The organism is Clostridium sp. OF09-36, assembly GCF_003481985.1.
Lineage (GTDB): Bacteria > Bacillota > Clostridia > Lachnospirales > Lachnospiraceae > Brotaphodocola.
The window spans coordinates 1-16,899 of record NZ_QUMD01000015.1 but is presented as its reverse complement, the minus strand read 5'-3'; the positions used below and the strand labels follow the sequence as shown (position 1 = coordinate 16,899).

Annotated in this window: 16 protein-coding genes and 2 pseudogenes; 14 read left to right on the top strand and 4 right to left on the bottom strand. The window is 49.5% G+C overall.

Annotated features, from left to right (window positions below):
• Positions 1-177 precede the first annotated feature (177 nt).
• Together DXA97_RS12385 and DXA97_RS12380 are read left to right on the top strand one after the other, a co-directional pair.
• A complete protein-coding gene (locus tag DXA97_RS12385) occupies positions 178-1,854 on the top strand; it encodes a DUF3298 and DUF4163 domain-containing protein (RefSeq protein WP_182436884.1) in 1,677 nt (558 codons plus the stop codon).
• A 32-nt stretch (positions 1,855-1,886) separates the two neighbouring features.
• Entirely contained in the window at positions 1,887-2,702 is an 816-nt protein-coding gene (locus DXA97_RS12380; RefSeq protein WP_243032207.1) for a histidinol-phosphatase, read from the top strand.
• Positions 2,703-2,763: 61 nt separating this feature from the next.
• Here DXA97_RS12380 and DXA97_RS12375 read toward each other — a convergent pair.
• Together DXA97_RS12375 and DXA97_RS12370 are read right to left on the bottom strand one after the other, a co-directional pair.
• Positions 2,764-4,160: pseudogene (locus DXA97_RS12375) on the bottom strand (sodium:alanine symporter family protein).
• A 343-nt stretch (positions 4,161-4,503) separates the two neighbouring features.
• Entirely contained in the window at positions 4,504-5,064 is a 561-nt protein-coding gene (locus DXA97_RS12370; RefSeq protein ID WP_118720381.1) for a manganese efflux pump MntP family protein, read from the bottom strand.
• Positions 5,065-5,162: 98 nt separating this feature from the next.
• On the opposite strand from DXA97_RS12370, the gene DXA97_RS12365 reads away from it, so the two are divergent.
• The gene (locus DXA97_RS12365; RefSeq protein ID WP_243107648.1) at positions 5,163-5,591 is read left to right on the top strand and encodes an AzlD domain-containing protein; all 429 of its coding nucleotides are present in this window, start codon (positions 5,163-5,165) and stop codon (positions 5,589-5,591) included.
• Between the two features lie 116 nt (positions 5,592-5,707).
• Positions 5,708-6,459 (top strand): annotated as a pseudogene (locus DXA97_RS12360) (tRNA threonylcarbamoyladenosine dehydratase).
• A gap of 9 nt (positions 6,460-6,468) precedes the next feature.
• Here DXA97_RS12360 and DXA97_RS12355 read toward each other — a convergent pair.
• Positions 6,469-6,873, bottom strand: coding sequence for a PaaI family thioesterase (locus tag DXA97_RS12355; protein WP_118720379.1), 405 nt, complete (start codon positions 6,871-6,873; stop codon positions 6,469-6,471).
• 137 nt (positions 6,874-7,010) lie between these two features.
• Between DXA97_RS12355 and DXA97_RS12350 the strand changes: the two genes are divergently transcribed.
• From DXA97_RS12350 to DXA97_RS12330, 5 genes are all read left to right on the top strand, one after another.
• Positions 7,011-7,742, top strand: a complete 732-nt coding sequence (locus tag DXA97_RS12350) for a MerR family transcriptional regulator (RefSeq protein ID WP_118720377.1) — start codon at positions 7,011-7,013, stop codon at positions 7,740-7,742.
• Between the two features lie 369 nt (positions 7,743-8,111).
• Positions 8,112-8,894: an SDR family NAD(P)-dependent oxidoreductase gene (locus DXA97_RS12345; protein ID WP_118720375.1), complete on the top strand. Its 783-nt coding sequence runs from the start codon at positions 8,112-8,114 to the stop codon at positions 8,892-8,894.
• Between the two features lie 20 nt (positions 8,895-8,914).
• Positions 8,915-10,321, top strand: a complete 1,407-nt coding sequence (locus DXA97_RS12340) for an MFS transporter (RefSeq protein WP_118720373.1) — start codon at positions 8,915-8,917, stop codon at positions 10,319-10,321.
• Positions 10,322-10,427: 106 nt separating this feature from the next.
• Positions 10,428-11,651, top strand: coding sequence for an OFA family MFS transporter (locus tag DXA97_RS12335; protein WP_118720371.1), 1,224 nt, complete (start codon positions 10,428-10,430; stop codon positions 11,649-11,651).
• A gap of 210 nt (positions 11,652-11,861) precedes the next feature.
• A complete protein-coding gene (locus tag DXA97_RS12330; RefSeq protein WP_243107647.1) occupies positions 11,862-12,803 on the top strand; it encodes an MBL fold metallo-hydrolase in 942 nt (313 codons plus the stop codon).
• A 159-nt stretch (positions 12,804-12,962) separates the two neighbouring features.
• Here DXA97_RS12330 and DXA97_RS12325 read toward each other — a convergent pair whose 3' ends face one another.
• Positions 12,963-13,730, bottom strand: a complete 768-nt coding sequence (locus DXA97_RS12325) for an ATP-binding cassette domain-containing protein (RefSeq protein ID WP_118720369.1) — start codon at positions 13,728-13,730, stop codon at positions 12,963-12,965.
• 374 nt (positions 13,731-14,104) lie between these two features.
• Between DXA97_RS12325 and rimP the strand changes: the two genes are divergently transcribed.
• The 5 genes from rimP to DXA97_RS12300 form a co-directional block, all read left to right on the top strand.
• A complete protein-coding gene (gene rimP, locus DXA97_RS12320) occupies positions 14,105-14,569 on the top strand; it encodes a ribosome maturation factor RimP (protein WP_118543777.1) in 465 nt (154 codons plus the stop codon).
• Positions 14,570-14,596: 27 nt separating this feature from the next.
• On the top strand, positions 14,597-15,751 hold the full coding sequence (nusA, locus tag DXA97_RS12315; protein ID WP_118543778.1) for a transcription termination factor NusA: 1,155 nt from the start codon (positions 14,597-14,599) through the stop codon (positions 15,749-15,751).
• 89 nt (positions 15,752-15,840) lie between these two features.
• Complete coding sequence (locus DXA97_RS12310) at positions 15,841-16,110, top strand: YlxR family protein (protein WP_118531989.1); 270 nt, start codon at positions 15,841-15,843, stop codon at positions 16,108-16,110.
• Entirely contained in the window at positions 16,103-16,438 is a 336-nt protein-coding gene (locus DXA97_RS12305) for a ribosomal L7Ae/L30e/S12e/Gadd45 family protein (protein WP_118720367.1), read from the top strand. The genes DXA97_RS12310 and DXA97_RS12305 overlap by 8 nt, the downstream gene beginning before the upstream one ends.
• Positions 16,425-16,899: translation initiation factor IF-2 N-terminal domain-containing protein (locus DXA97_RS12300; RefSeq protein WP_243107646.1), on the top strand; the 475-nt coding region annotated here is incomplete at its 3' end. The genes DXA97_RS12305 and DXA97_RS12300, both read left to right, overlap by 14 nt.

Below are 16,899 nucleotides of genomic sequence, written 5' to 3'. Positions count from 1 at the left end.
GGGAACACACAGTGCGAAACAATCCGGTATCACAGAAGCCAGAAGAATGTAATAGAATGTAACAACGAAGAAAGCAGTCCTGCCCGCACAAAACGATGTGGCAGGGCTTGCTTTTATTGCATTACATATCGAGGAGGCGCCAGTGGCGCGTCTGATGATTACAGAGAGGGAAAGAATGTGAAGAAAAAGAAATACGAAGCGTTAAAATACACTGCCGCTGCACTTGTGATCGCAGCAGCAGGTCTCACAGGCGGCTGTGCAAAGAAGGCAAGCAGCACAGAACGGATTTCCGGTGTGGAGAATGGCACGCAGCAGGAAATTACCCTGGCTGGCTCAGAACCAGATGCTTCTGATACTGGAGCAGACGCATCTGGAACGGAAAGCTCGGATTCGCAGAGTGCCAGTTCTGGTGTGCTGCCGCTGGAGGTTACTACTGAATACAACAATGACTGGGAGGATAACAAGGCACTGCTTTCTGTGAAGACCTCTCAGGTGCATCTTCTGGAGAAAGGGCATGAAGCGTTAGAGAAGGCCCTGGATACATTAAACCAGAAAAATTTAAATGACCAGAACACATTCTTTAAGGAAAACCAGGAGGATGCCAGACAGATGTATCAGGAGGCTCCGGAAATGTTCGAGGATAGTCACTGGGAATCTGAGCTTACTGTGATGGCGCTCCGGGCCGATGAAACGGTGGTGAGCCTGCAGCAGAGGGAGTACAGCTGGCTTGGCGGTGCGCATCCAAATACCTACAGCAGAGGCATCTGCTACGATACAAAGACCGGAAAGGAATTGTCACTGCAGGACATTGCAGCGGATTACGACGGAATTTACGACTATGTCTGCCAGAAGCTGGTGGAGGAGAATGATCCGGACATCTTTTTTGAGGGCTATGAGGACACCGTGAAGGCCATGTTTTACGGAGGGGAGCCGGATTACGGCAGTGTGCAGTGGTTTTTGATGAATGACCGGGTAGTGATCCTGTTTAACCAGTATGATATCGCACCGTATGCAGCAGGCCAGATCTGCGTGGAGATTCCGTTTGCGGAAAATGCAGGCCTGTTCCAGAAGCAGTATGAGACATCGAAAACATCTTACGTGAAGCAGATCCAGGAAAATGAAATCCAGGAGGCTGATGTGAACGGAGACGGAAAGAAGGAAGCAATTTCCTATACTGTGGACCGCGATGAATACGGGATTGGTGGAGCTATTACCGTAACCTGCGACAGCACCTCTCTCAACACAGAAAAGCTGATCAGCCAGGATTACGGCGCTTCTGGCGGTTATTCCTCCGAGGGTTACCTGATCCACACTGAGGATGGAAAAACATATCTGTATCTGCAGCATCAGAGTGACAACGATGCCCATTACATCAACGTGTTTGATTTGAGCAAAGGGACACCAGCTTTTGTGGGTTCCTTAGACAGCAGCTGGTCAGGTTCTCCGATCACCGATCCGGAATGCTTCCCATTGTGGGACCGCATGGATGTGCTCGGAACTTACAGCGCGTATCGGATCTACCATATCGGAGAGGGTGGACTTCCAAAGACCGATGAGACTGTGTACCGTCTTGGAAATATGTATAAGGAATATCCGGTTACGCTGGTATCGACACGGGAACTGGAAGTTACCGTTGGAAATGATAGCTCTGTGGATTCCTGGAAGCAGGAAACACTGCCATCCGGAACGTCTTACACGATCATCGCTACCGATGGCGAGAGCTTTGTGGAAGCACAGCTTACGGACGGACGCATCTGCCGGATCCCGGTTACGAAAGCAGCAGACGACTGGGAGTGGAAGATCAACGGAGTCAGCGAAAATGACTGTTTTGAGATGGTACCGTATGTAGGATGATGGAAAGACCAAACAAGGAAGGATTTGCGCAGATGAAAATAAGAGGTGATTTTCACACACACACAACGTACTGCGACGGAAAGAGTACACCCCGTGAGATGGTGGAGGCGGCTTACCGCATGGGGCTTACCGATTTTGGAATATCCGGCCATGCAGATTATTCGATGTATGAGCCGGGCTTTGGCATGTCTGATGCGATTCTGGCATCTTATAAGCAGGAGCTGCAGAAACTCAAAGAGGAATATGCCGGGAAACTGAATCTGTATATCGGCATTGAACTGGATGTGCTGGGACCGCGCCAGCAGGCGGATTATGCCATTGGTTCCACCCACAGTGTATTAAAAAACGGGCAGCTTGTATGTGTGGACGATACGGAGGAAAAGCTGGTACAGGGCGTGGAAACACTCTGGAATGGTGACTGGTACGCGTTTGCGAAGGATTATTATGAGCTGGAGGGAACAGTATACGATCGTCTGAAGTGTGACTGGGTGGGACATTTTGACCTGCTTACGAAGTTTAATGAAGGATATAAGCATTTTGATGAGACGAAGGATGCGTATCTGGAACCGGCACTTGCAGCGATGAAAAAGCTTCACGGGCAGGGACTCCCGTTTGAGATCAATACCGGTGCCATGTCACGCGGTTACCGGACAGCTCCGTATCCGAACCGGATTTTATTGAAAGAGCTCCATGCCATGGGCGGCCGGATCATGATCAATTCCGACAGCCACAGTGCCAGTACCATTGCCTATGCCTTCGACATGGCCGGACAGATTGCCTATGAGTGCGGATTCCGGAAGGTGACGGTGTTAAGTCCGGAGGGATTACGGGAAATTCCATTCAATTAAAAAGTAGCTGCCGCACGTTAGTGCGGCAGCTACTTTTTTGACTTATGAAAAATATACAATCTTATGCATTCTTTCCCTCAGTCTCAAAATATTCTTTTGTCAGCTTAAACACGGTGCCAGATAACAGGAAGACACCGATCAGGTCGGGATTGCCATAAGACCGTTGAAGGTATCTGCGATGTTCCATAACAGTCCCAGATCGATCGTTGCGCCGAGGATGGCAACCAGGGAGTAGGCAACCATGAATGGCTTGATGATTTTTTCATCGAAGATAAACTCAATGCAGCGTGCCCCATACAGTCCCCATCCGATGATGGTGGAGAAAGCAAAACAGCACATGGAAACTGCGGTGAAGATCGATACCCAGCTTCCGTAAGTGGAAGTAAAGCCGGAAATCGTCAGTTCAGCACCTGCAGCTTCTCCGTAAGCGACCGGAACACCGCTGCAGAGGATAACCAAAGCGGTCAGGGTACAGATGACAATCGTATCGGTAAATACTTCAAAGATGCCGAAGAAGCCCTGCTTGACCGGCTTCTTGGTGTCAGCGCAGGCATGGGCAATGGATCCGGTACCAAGACCAGCCTCATTGGAGAAGATGCCGCGGGATACGCCGCGCTTCATGCTGGTAAAGAAGCTTCCAATCACACCGCCGGTCACGGCCTGCGGATGGAACGCGCCTTCAAAGATCATGGTAAATACCAGCGGGATGCGGTTTGCATGAAGCAGAACCACACCAAGTGCCAGAATAATGTAAAGAAGCGCCATGAACGGAACCAGCTTTTCTGCTACATTGCCGATACGTTTGACACCGCCTAAAAGAACCAGGGCAACCAAAGCGGTCAGAATGATACCGATGACCAGGCAGACAAACGGTTTGCTCTGGTCCGTGATCAGATTGTAGTTTTCCAGTGCAGAGTTGATTGCGGTGGTGATGGTGTTGACCTGAGTCGCATTTCCGGTTCCGAACACAGTCAGTACGCCAAAGGTGGAGAACAGGACTGCCAGCCAGTTCCATTTGGGACCAAGTCCATTTTTGATGTAGTACATCGGACCGCCGACCAGCTCTCCGTTTTTGTTTGTTTCACGGAAATGAACGGCCAGGGTTACCTCAGAAAACTTGGTACACATGCCGAGTGCTGCAGAAATCCACATCCAGAAGACTGCTCCCGGGCCGCCGATGGCGATAGCGCCTGCCACACCGGCGATGTTTCCGGTGCCGACAGTAGCAGCCAGTGCCGTGCAGACTGCCTGGAACGGAGTCATGGCACCGTCGGATGCATCGCGCTTGCGGAAGATACGTCCGATGGTTACGCGGATCGCGTAGGGAAATTTACGGATCTGCAGAAAGCGCAGGCCAAAGCTTAAATACAGGCCGACACCGATGATACAGATCATGGCCGGAACTCCCCAGATGAAATTGTTGATCACATTGTTGACCGATTCGATTGTGTTTAACATAGGGTTACCTTTCTTTCGTGGTAAAATAGATGGTGCCGCTTCAAAACATGGACATGTTCTCGTGGAAAATTTTGGAGAAGAAAAGATGAAAATTTCCGAAAAACACAAAAAGAAGAGCAGCACAAACCGCCGAAAAGACACAGACAGGAATATGCCCTTGATACACGGACAAACGGAGCTGTGCGGCGGCCGAATAAAAAAATGATAACATAACACAGGAAAAAAGTATAGTAAAAACATGGGATAACATCGGAAAACCTGGAAAAAACATCAAAAAATAAGTACAAAACAGAGTCGCGGAAGCCTTATTGGCATGCCGGACAGAAAAAAGAAAGCACCGGTTCTAGGAGAAGAACAGGTGCCCGGTCAGGATCTTCAGACCGATCAGGATCAGAATGATACCGCCGGTCAGTTCTGCTTTGGATTTATAGCGTGTGCCGAATATAGTACCGGCCATGACTCCGGTCACAGAGATCACAAAGGTGGTGCAGCCGATAAAGGTGATCGCCGGAAGAATGCTTACATCCAGAAAGGCGAAGGTTACGCCGACAGCCAGCGCGTCGATGCTGGTTGCAACGGCCAGGACCAGCATGGTTTTGGCATCCACCGAGGCATCGCAGGATTCCGTCTCCTGGTCCAGTGACTCCTTTATCATGTTAAAGCCGATGATACCAAGCAAAATAAATGCGACCCAGTGGTCGTAGGCTTTGATCGCGCCCTGGAAGCGGATGCCGAGCAGATAGCCGGTCCACGGCATGAGAGCCTGGAACCAGCCGAAATACAGGCCGATGATGAGAGCATGCTTTGGGTGCAGCTTTTGCATGGAAAGTCCCTTGCAGACAGAAACGGCGAAGGCATCCATGGAGAGGCCTATAGCCAGAAGAAATAATTCGGTCAGTGACATGTGTAAATCCTTCACTTTTTCTTAATTTTATGTGGGGCATCGCGAATTCTTGCACCCGGTGGGGACTTCTTGGCGGGCTTTTTTTACAGAATGAACAGTTGCTTGGCCAACTCCTCCCATTTGATTTTGAGGGTGTGGATTTCTGCATGACAGCCCTGTTCGTCACAATTCTGATCGACCAGTGGAGAAAGAGCGAGAATCATGCCCCGGCGGTGATCGGCGGTGTGAGTGCAGTGCTGTTTCTTTTGTTATTCGGTGCTTCACGGTTTATGCTGCCGTTTCTTCTATTAAATAAGCGGGAACTCCCAAAAAGGATCGAATATCTGGGAAATGTGTTTCCTATGGCAATTATGGCGACTCTTGTGGTATACTGTCTGAAGAGTGTGCCGGAAGCTGCCCTGCAGGACAATCTGATCTTGTTTGCGGGCGTGGTGGCCACTGCGGTTATCCATATCTGGAAGAAAAGTTCCATTTTGAGCATTACGGTTGGGACGGCCGTGTATATGGTGCTGGTGCATTTCGTCTAGGAACGAGAAACTGTGGCGTGGAATGCAGCATGAATCGGCTGCCATGACCGGCTGCAGCAAATGAAAGGGAAACATATCAGAAACAGAAACATACAAGAAACAGAAAGGTAGATACGATGTTAAATCAGTTTTCAAGAACAGAATTATTATTTGGAAAAGAAGCGATGGAGCGCCTGGCCCAGTCCAGAGTTGCCGTGTTCGGAGTTGGCGGAGTCGGTGGCTATGCTGTAGAAGCCTGGTGCGGAGCGGCGTTGGTGCCATTGACCTGATCGACGATGACAAGGTGTGCCTCACGAACTTAAACCGCCAGATCATCGCAACCAGAAAAACAGTAGGAAAGTATAAGGTCGATGTGATGGAAGAGCGCATTCACGACATCAACCCGGATTGTAAGGTAACCACACATAAGTGTTTTTACCTGCCAGAGACAAAAGATGATTTTGACTTTTCCCAGTATTCCTATGTGATCGACGCAGTCGATACCGTAACGGCAAAGCTGCAGCTGGTTATGGAAGCGCAGGAGAAAAAGGTGCCGATCATCAGCAGCATGGGTGCCGGAAATAAGTTAAACCCAGCCATGTTTGAGGTGTCAGACATTTATAAAACCTCCGTCTGCCCGTTAGCAAAGGTCATGCGCCGGGAACTGAAAAAACGTGGCGTGAAGAAGCTGAAGGTGGTTTACTCCAAAGAGCAGCCGACCAGACCGATCGAGGATATGTCCATCAGCTGCCGCAACCACTGCATCTGCCCGCCGGGAGCAGCACACAAATGTACCGAGCGCAGGGATATTCCGGGCTCCAATGCATTTGTGCCGTCCGTTGTGGGACTGATCATCGCCTCCGAAGTCATTAAAGATCTGGCAAAATAAACGATATGGTTAGATTTCCTTTCCAAGGAACATCGTGAAGTTTCCGGTTGCCACCAGCTTTCCGTCTTCATTTGTGATATCCACGCGGCAGACGGCGGTCTGTCTTCCCTTGTGAACGATATTAGATTCCACATAGAGCGTTCCGGAACTGACACCGCGCACAAAGTTAATGCCGGCGCACTGGGTCACATTTGTGACCTCGTAGGCATAGGTGGCCATGCCTGCTGCGATATCGCAGAGAGAGAAGAGAAAGCCGCCGTGTGCATTTCCATACAGGTTTAAGGCTTCCTCCGGCAATTCAATTGAAAGCCGGGCATGGCCCGGTTCTACTTCTAACATTTTTAAGTTTTCCTGTCCGCCGATGCGCTGAATGTGTCGGCGGAGTCCTTCTATAATCTCAGGTCTTGTGATCATAAGTAAAATTCCTTCCTTTCCATGCTAGAATATAGCACCAGAATCGCGGTTTTACAAGTGTGAAAAATATGTTATAATTTTACCAAAGAATGCAAAAATCCTTCAAACAGCTTGAGGGTTTTTAAGGGGGAAGGGGAATGTATCAGAAATATAGTATTGGGACCATGGCAAAGCTGCTGGGGATTTCGTCGGAAGCGATCCGTTATTATGAAAGCCGGAATATCATAAGTCCGGTGCGAGACCCAGAGACGGGATACCGGTATTACAATACTTGGGACTTTCATATGCTTTTGCGGGCCAGACATTACCAGAACTATGGATTTTCGCTGGAGGAAGTGGCAGAGCTGTTCCGGAGCCATGCTCTGGGTGAGATCCGGGAACGCATGGTGGACCAGGAAGCGGTGATCCAGCAGGAAATTGTCCGGCAGATGAACCTGTTAAAGCGCATCCGGCAGAGCCAGAAGATGCTGCAGGATGCCAAAGACAGTGTGGGAAAGTTCCGGATCGAGGAACGGCCCGGAATCTACCGGATGAATACGCAGAAAAACTATACGTTGTTTAAAAAGAAGGAACAGCTGGAACTGATCTCGGAATGGACTGAGAAGGAGCCATTTGTCTTTTCCTGTGCGGTGTTTTACCAGAATAAGATCAAGGCCGGAGAGTCGGAATTCGATTTTGGAATGGGGCTTCATGAGGAATATGCCCCGCTGTTGCATGTCGCCGAGTCAGAGCTGGTACAGTATTATCCGCCGTGTCCCTGCGTCCATACCTGTGTACCGTCCCGGTCGGGAAAGTACTTGTCGTTGGAAAGTCTGCAGGGCGGTTTTCAGTATCTAAAAGAAAATGGCTTAAGCTTGCCGGGGATGTAGTGACCCAGGTGGTGTGCATGACAAAGCCGGAGGAAGAATATTATAACTGGCATATTGTCTGGTTCCCGATCAAGGCGGAATAAAAGCGTGAACAATAACGATGAAAATCCCAATGGGTGAGTTGGTGTCGGCGATGCAGATATCCTTGGTGGAAGAAAAAGAAGCATCGCTGATTATAAAAAGTTGATATTGTGAAAAAATAATAGAGTTTTGCTAAAAATACAGCAAAAATGATTGTGCAGAGTGCCAAAAAGCACTCTGTTTTTTTGTGCTAACTGTCCCATTGACCTTAAAACGGTTTGAACAGGTATAGTGTGGGTAAGGCAACAAGTTAAAAAAATAACGGAATATGTAAAAGGAGAAGGAAAAATGAGTACAGAGAAGAAAACAGTATTGATCACAGGTGGTGCCATGGGACAGGGACGTGCCCATGCAGTAAAGTACGCGGAGAACGGTTTTAATGTTGTTCTTGCCGATATGCTGGATCCGGAGGATGAGAGATTTCAGGAAACCATCCGGGAATTAAAGGAGCTTGGTGCGGATGTTCTTGCAATGAAGGCAAACATCTGCAGCACACCGGATATGGAAGCGCTGTTTGCAGCTGCCTGGGAAAAATTTGGACGTCTTGATGTGGTGATCGCAAATGCAGGTGTGATCAATTTCGGTAATACCTGGGAGCTGACCGATGAGCAGGTAGAGAAGGTCATCAACATCGACCTGATCGGTACCTGGAGAACCGACAAATACGCAACCCAGTATATGTTAAAGCAGGGCTTTGGAAGAATCATCAACATTGCTTCTACCAGCGGCCTGTACGGAACTCCGAAATTAGCAACCTACTGCATGGCAAAATGGGGCGTTCTGGGACTGACCAAGACTCTTGCGAAGGAAGTAGGAAGCAAGGGCATCATTGTCAATGCACTTTGCCCGACCAAGGTAAAGACCCCGATGTGCGAGACCCAGAGCTATGTAGAGTTCATCAATGAACTGACCGGCAAGAACTTTAAGGACTACAAAGAGATGTATGCAGGCGTACCGTTCCTGGATGTAGAGGATATTTCTGACATGGTTTACTGGCTCGGTACCAGCCGCGCAGCAGGCAAGTTCAACGGAAGAGACGTTGCGCTGGATCTTGGCACCCTGCAGTGCTAGGAAAAGCTGGGGATATACAAATGGGTAACTTTGGTTTTAAAAATGTATCAAAGAGAAACAAGATTGATCTGATGGAGTATCTGTGTTATGGACTGGGTGACTTTTCCTTCTGTTTCATTTACGGTGCGATCGGTTCCTATATCGTGTTCTTTTACACCGATGTGGCCTGCATCAGTGCCGCGACGGTAGGAACGGTGCTGCTGGTCAGCAAGATATTTGATGGTATTTCTGATATGATGATGGGATACATCATAGAAAATGTCCATTCACCTTTGGGAAAGGCCAGGCCCTGGCTATTGTGGATGGTGATTCCGTACTGTATTGGCTGTGTCCTCTTGTTCACTGTGCCAAACTTCAGTGAGACCGGAAAAGTCATCTACGCATTTCTGTCATATAATCTGATGGCCACCTGCATTTTCACATCCATGAATGTGCCGTACGGTGTGTTAAGCAGTGTTATGACGAACAAGCAGAATGAGCGGGCGCTTCTGTCGATCAGCCGTGCCAGCCTCGGGGCTCTGGGCGTCTTTGTGATCAGCTCTTATGCACCGGACCTCGTTGAAAAATTCGGCGGCGGCCCGGCAGGCTGGCAGAGAACCTTCCTGCTTGTGGGCGTTGCTTCCATTGTCCTGTTCCTGATCACGTTTTTGGGATGCAAAGAGCGGGTCGGGTCCGGTGTCATGGAGCAGAAGACCGGAAAGAAAAGTTCGCTTTCCCTGCTTCAGGGCGTCAAGATCCTGTTTGCGAATAAGTACTGGTTTATCATGCTGCTGATCAACATTTTCTATACAGCCATGACAAGTCTGTACGGCATGAATATGTATTTCGCAAAATATGTGATGCAGGATGCGGGCTACAATAAGACCATGATGATGTGTTCCACCTTTGCTTCCATCCTGGTGCCGCTGCTTCTGATCCCGGTTGTGCAGAAGATTGGAAAGCGCAATGTGGCTCTTTACGGAGGGGCTGGAATGGGCATTGCAGGACAGCTGGTGCTGCTCCTGTTTGCAGAACGGTCCATGGGTCTGATGTACCTGGGCCTGATTCTTCGCGGAATGGGTGTTGCCTGCATCTCTGCCACAAAGTTTGGCATGATCGCAGACAGCATTGAGTACGGTGAATACAAAACCGGCACCCGTGCGGAGGGCTTTGTATATTCCGCAGCATCTCTGGGCGTGCGTGTTGGATCTGCTCTTGCCTCTGCCGTGATCGGCTGGGTGCTGGGGGCGTACGGATATGACGGAAAGCTTGTCGTTCAGAGCGCAACGGCAATGAAAGGAATCCGCATCATGTTCTACTATGCACCACTGGCTGTTTTCGTGGCGATCCTGTTCTTACTGCTGTTTTATAAGCTGGACCGGGAGTACGACACGATCATGAGTGTTCTGGAGGAACGCCACAGACTTCAGGAAGAGGAAGTATGCTAGAACAGTGACAGAAAAGTTTTAGAGGAGTTTTCAAGAAGTTTCAGGGAAGGCTTCCATGGAGTTGTAAGAAGCTTCCAAGAGTTTTAAAGAAGGAGAGTTTTAGAGTATGAAGATTACAAAAGCAACACGCTGGAGAGTATTCGCAGGCGTATGGCTGCAGAGTCTGTTTACCTCTGCAACCGCATATTTCAGCTTATTCTGTATTCCGTTAACCACAAAGTTCGGCTGGAGTGATTCCGCGTTTGCGCTAGCGTACACGATTTACATGTTTACTTATTGTGCAGTTGGATTTATCGGCGGTTCCCTCGCAGAGAAGATCAGTCCTAGGACCACGATCTACATTGGTCTCTGCCTGTTTGCCGGCGGCTGGTTCTTAACCGGTTTTGCATCCAGCATTCCGCAGCTTTACATTTTCTACGGACTGATGGCTGGTGCCGGCGGCGGTATGATCTACCCGGCATGTCTCCCGACTGCATTAAAATGGTTCCCGGACCGTTCCGGTTCTATTTCCGGTCTGGTTCAGGCAGGCGCTTCCTGCGGACCTTTCATCATGAGCCCGATCGCCCAGATGCTCATCACCAAATTAGGTGCACAGATGACCTGCCGCGTGCTTGGTATCGTATTCCTGATCGGTGTTGGTGCGGTTGCATGGATGATCGTTCCGTGTCCGGAAGGCTGGGCACCGGAAGGCTGGAAACCGTCTGCTGAGCAGGCAAAGGTATTAAAGACCAGGGATTACAGCATGGGCGAGATGGTGAAGACCCCGGTATTCTGGGTACTGCTCCTGATGTTCATCTTCGCAAACGCAGCAGGAACCATGATGGTTTCCTTCACCAGCCCGATCGCACAGCGTCAGATCGGACAGTCTGCCATGACCGCAGCATTATGCGTATCCATTATGACCCTGTCCAACATGTGCGGACGTATCGGCTTCGGCTTCATCTATGATATTTTAAAAGGCTGGAAGAGCCTGATCCTCTTGATGGTGATCAATGGTGCATCCATGTTAATGCTGACTCAGGCATCTACCTTACCGTTCTTCCTGGTATGCGTTGTGCTGGTTGGCTTCTCCTTCGGCGGACTGCTTGTTGTATTTGCCCCGATGGTCCGCATGATCTTCGGATCCAAATTCTACAACCGTAACTACGGCTTGATCTTTATCGGATACGGCATCGGTGCTTTTGTAGGACCTAAGATCAGTGCCTACTTCTACGACACAACTGGCCAGTATACCTTAGGCTTCATCGGATCTGCAATCCTGGCAGCAGCAGCGATCGTCCTGATCGTGGTTGCGCAGAAGATGGCTGGAAAGATGGAAAATGCACAGTAAATAACAAATAAATTGAAAAATGAGGGACCGTGGAAGCTGCCGGAGACAACTTCCACGGTCTTATTACGTTAACAATATTGTTATATGAAAAAATCTCTCAGGAGCGCTTGTACAATCTCCGAAACAAGTGCAATATGCCGCAAATTGGTTTGACAATTTTGGGGAAAATGCCTAGAATAATACGTAGTGCAAAACACAGGAGGGGCCGGTATGAGGGAGATAAAAAAGAATATTTTTCTGGAAACCATTCCGTACGAGAACCGCCATATGAGTCCCCGCAACCTTTATATTATCCGTGGAGAAGACCGCAGCCTGATGGTCGATACTTCCAATAATACGGAGCGGGACTGGAATATTTTAAAGGGCATGGCCGATGCCCTTGGAATCGATTATAAAAAGCTGGACATTTTCATTACCCATGAGCATCCGGACCACACAGGCCTGGTCCCAAGATTACAGGCACTTGGTGCCCGGGCGTTCATGAACCCGGATGAGACCAGAAAACGGGTAGACCTTTTGCACAGCTATCTGGCTGATGAGCATGCCCGGATCGAGAATCTGCGTATTGTCGGTGTTACGAAAGAGGAAACGCCGGAGGTATACGACACGTTCATGGAATACACCACAAAGGCGTATGCATCCATGGAAATCCCGCCGGAGCTTCAGTTTATTCCCATCCATCCGGGTGAGATGCTTTCTTATGGCGGGTATTGTTTCCAGGTTGTGCTCTTAAAAGGACATACCTTCGGGCAGTGCGGGCTTTATGAGCCGGAAAAAAAGCTGATGTTTGTGGGGGACCAGATCATGACCACCATTGTCCCGATCGTTGGTACCCAGGAGACGGACCTTGGGATGCTCAAATGTTATCTGGACTCCCTTAGTGAGCTAAAGCATAAGTACCGGGATTGTTATTTTCTTCCCTGCCATTATGGGGAGATCAAAGATATTGAAAAAGAGGTAAACCGGATCATTTTCGGTTACATGGACAAATGTGAGAGCATGAAGCATGTACTGGAGGAGGCTGGTACGGCCCTGACGACCCGCGACATCAGCGTGCGGACGTACGGGAGAAGCCAGGGACCGCCAGATTATGCACATTTTGCTTCCTGCACCAGATCTGGGCCAAGACCTTTTCCTGCATGGAATATATGATGGGAGAGGGCTTCATTGAGCGCTCGGAACGCGATGGCATCATATACTGGAAGGCAATCTGACCGGAAAACCGGTTTCCGGTGTGGACGGAGTACCGCTTCCAAGTGAAGGGGCACAATTCGTCAGATCCTTCTCGGGCAATCGCTTCCAAGTGAAGGTTCACATGGATGACCGCAGCTCGTTCCAGACCTGGTTAAAATAGCCGGAAAATTCCGGGGCGTTTCTGCGCTTTAAGGGACTGTCGTACTGGTCACTGAAGGATAAGGGAATCTCTGCCCTGATCCGTCCGGGCCTTGCGGAGAGGACCAGCACGCGGTCAGCAGTGCTGATGGCTTCTGCAAGGTCATGGGTGATCAGTATGGCAGTCTTTTTTGTGTCCCGGATGATCGAGGCAATGTCATCGCAGACAGAAAGCCTGGTCTGGTAATCGAGGGCGGAAAAGGGTTCATCCAAAAGCAGCAGGTCCGGCTTTAGGATCAGGGTACGGATGAGTGCAGCCCGCTGGCGCATGCCGCCGGAAAGCTCAGAGGGCTTTGCGTGCGCGAATGCAGCAAGACCGTAGCTTTCCAGCATTTCATCCAGCTCCTGCAGGGTTTCCTTATTTTTCTGGTGGCGGATCTCCAGCCCCAGAGCGGCATTTTCCCGTATGGAGCGCCATTCAAAGAGGTGGTCCCGCTGCAGCATATAGCCAATCCCGGAGCGCGCCTCCCTGATCGGGGTATCTTCTATATAAATGCTTCCTTCCTCCGGGGAGAGCAGCCCGGACAGGAGATTGAGCAGTGTGGATTTGCCGCAGCCGGATGGACCGACGATGGCGAGAAATTCACCGGGGCTTACGGTGAAGGAAATATCGGAAAGGGCGGGGGTAGCTCCGCTTAAGGTGTGATACGAGTAGCTGATCCCGCATGCTTTTAAGAGGGGTTCCATGGCTGGTCCTCCTTCCATTTATATTTTATAATATGAAGAAAATGCAATACGGTTCCTTTGCGGGTTTTCCCTGTGATAAAAATTTCCCTGTTATTATTTCTATATTATTCCATTTTATTGGCACAAAAGCCCTTGCATTTCCGAAAAACAGGTGCTATAATAACAACGATAACATGATAATCTGACAGTCTGAGAGTGGGCATACGTCCACTCTCAATTTTTTGCCAGAGCGCGGTGATGCCGGAATGCGCAGTTTGTACAGGTACTTTTGGTATGGCTGGAAGACAAGAGGCAGCTGCCCGTCAGTCTGAATGGCAAAGAATGATCTGCAAACAGCGGATTGTCAGTGCATGACGTGAAGAGAGGTGACAATCATGACAAGAAGAGAAGAATACGAATCCAAAACAGAAGCATTCCTGCTTCCGGTTCTTGCAGAGCACAATTTTGAACTCTGGGATGTGGAATATGTAAAGGAGGCCGGCACCTGGTACCTGCGTGCCTACATTGACAAAGAGGGCGGCATTGCGGTAGACGACTGTGAGGTCATCAGCCGTATTTTGAGTGACTGGCTTGACCAGACCGATTTCATCGAGGACAGCTACATTCTGGAGGTCAGCTCCCCGGGACTTGGACGTCCGCTGAAGAAGGAGCGTGACTTTGAGCGCAGCCTGGGCGAGGAAGTAGAAATCCGTCTTTACAAGGCCCAGAACAAACAGAAAGAATTTACCGGAATCTTAAAAGCATACGATAAAGAAACTGTGACCATCGAAACGGCAGAGGGCGAACTGGTATTTGAACGTCCGGACATTGCACTGATCCGGCTGGCGTTTGATTTTTAAACAGAAGGATTTTAGGAGGATAAAACCATGAATAAGGAATTAATCGAGGCATTAAACCTGCTGGAAAAGGAAAAAAACATCAGCAAGGCTACCCTGCTTGAAGCAATCGAGAACTCTCTGCTGACTGCCTGCAAGAACCATTTCGGCAAAGCAGATAACATCAAAGTAAACATCAACCCGGAGACCGGTGATTTCTCTGTATACGCAGAGAAAGAGGTTGTGGAAGAGGTAGAAGATCCGTTAACCCAGATCAGCTACGCAGAAGCAAGACTGAAAAACCCGAAGTTCTTCTTAGGCGATATCATCAACTGCCCGATCGAGTCTAAGTCCTTCGGACGTATTGCTACCCAGAACGCAAAGAACGTCATCCTGCAGAAAATCCGCGAGGAAGAGCGCAGCATGCAGTTCAACGAGTGGTATCAAAAAGAGAAAGATGTGGTAACCGGTATCGTGCAGCGTTACCTTGGCAAGAATGTCAGCATCAACTTAGGAAAGGTTGACGCGATCTTAAACGAGGCTGAGCAGGTAAAGGGCGAGGTATTTAAGCCGACCGAGCGTATCAAAGTGTATGTCCTGGAAGTTAAGGACACCCCGAAGGGACCGCGTATCTCTGTATCCCGCACTCATCCGGACCTGGTAAAGCGCCTGTTCGAGGAAGAGGTTACCGAGGTAAAAGACGGCACCGTTGAGATCAAGGCAATCGCCCGTGAGGCAGGCTCCAGAACCAAGATCGCTGTATGCTCCAACGACCCGAACGTAGATCCGGTTGGCGCATGTGTCGGCATGAATGGTGCCCGTGTCAACTCTATCGTAAACGAGCTGCGCGGTGAGAAGATCGATATCATCACCTGGGATGAGAACCCGGCATTCATGATCGAGAACGCACTTAGCCCGGCAAAGGTCATCTGCGTTGTTGCAGACGAAGAGAGCAAAGAGGCACAGGTTATCGTTCCGGATTACCAGCTTTCCCTGGCAATCGGTAAAGAGGGACAGAATGCAAGACTGGCAGCACGTCTGACCGGTTACAAGATCGATATCAAGAGTGAGACTCAGGCAAGAGAGCTTGGCCTGTTCGAGGAAATGGGAATCGACTATCAGGAAGAGGGTGTCTATGACAACCTGGATGCTGATTTCGAAGTATCCGCTACCGATGATTATTCAGAGAACAAAGAAGAGTTCTAAACGCAAAAACAGACTGGGCGTGTAACGGAAAGTTACCGGACAGTTACCTGTAAGACTGGAACAAGATTGGAATAGGAAGTGAGCAATTGGTGAATGCGAAGAAATTTCCGCAGAGACAGTGTATCGGCTGCGGCGAAATGAAAAACAAAAAAGAAATGATCCGTATACTGAAGACACCGGAAGGGGAATTCGTAGTCGATGCGACCGGACGAAAGAACGGGCGCGGCGCTTACATCTGCCCGTCTATGGACTGCTTCAAAAAAGCAGTAAAGGGAAAAGGGCTGGAGCGTTCTTTCAAGATGGCAATTCCAAAAGAGGTGTACGAGACACTGGAAAAGGAGATGGAACAGCTTGGATAACAGACAGAAAATCCTGAACCTGGTCGGACTGGCAACCAAGGCCGGGAAGACTGCAAGCGGAGAATTCTCTACGGAGAAAGCCGTAAAGAGCGGAAAAGCCCACCTGGTCATCGTATCAGAGGAGGCTTCCGACAACACGAAAAAAATGTTTACCAATATGTGTACTTACTATAAAGTCCCCATCTTGTTTTTAGGCGGAAAAGAGGAACTTGGGCATTCCATGGGCAAGCAGATGCGTGCATCGTTAGCCGTTGTGGATGCAGGACTGGCAAAGGCAATCGTGAAACAAATGAATATAATCGGAGGTAGTGAGTATGAGAGTAAATGAACTGGCAAAAGAGCTGGGGAAGACCAGCAAAGACGTATTAGATGTGTTACAGAAGAACCATCAGGATGTAACATCCCATTCATCCAATGTAAGTGATGCACAGGTTAGCATGGTAAAGAAGGCTCTGGGCGGCTCTGAGCAGAAGGCTGAGGGTGCAGCACCGAAGAAGAAGCTGGCAGCGGTATACCGTCCGCAGAATTCCCAGCAGAGACCGGCACAGCCGAAGCAGGCAGCACGCCCGCAGGCACAGAGCACAGCTGCACAGGCGCAGCAGGCAGCAGCACCACAGGCAAGCAAACCGGCAGAGGGACAGCAGGCAAGACCGGCACAGACCGCAGAAAACCGTGACAACAACCGTCAGGGCGGCTTTAACGGAAACCGCGATAACAACCGTCAGGGTGGTTTTAACGGAAACCGCGATAACAACCGTCAGGGTGGTTTTAACGGAAACCGCGACAACA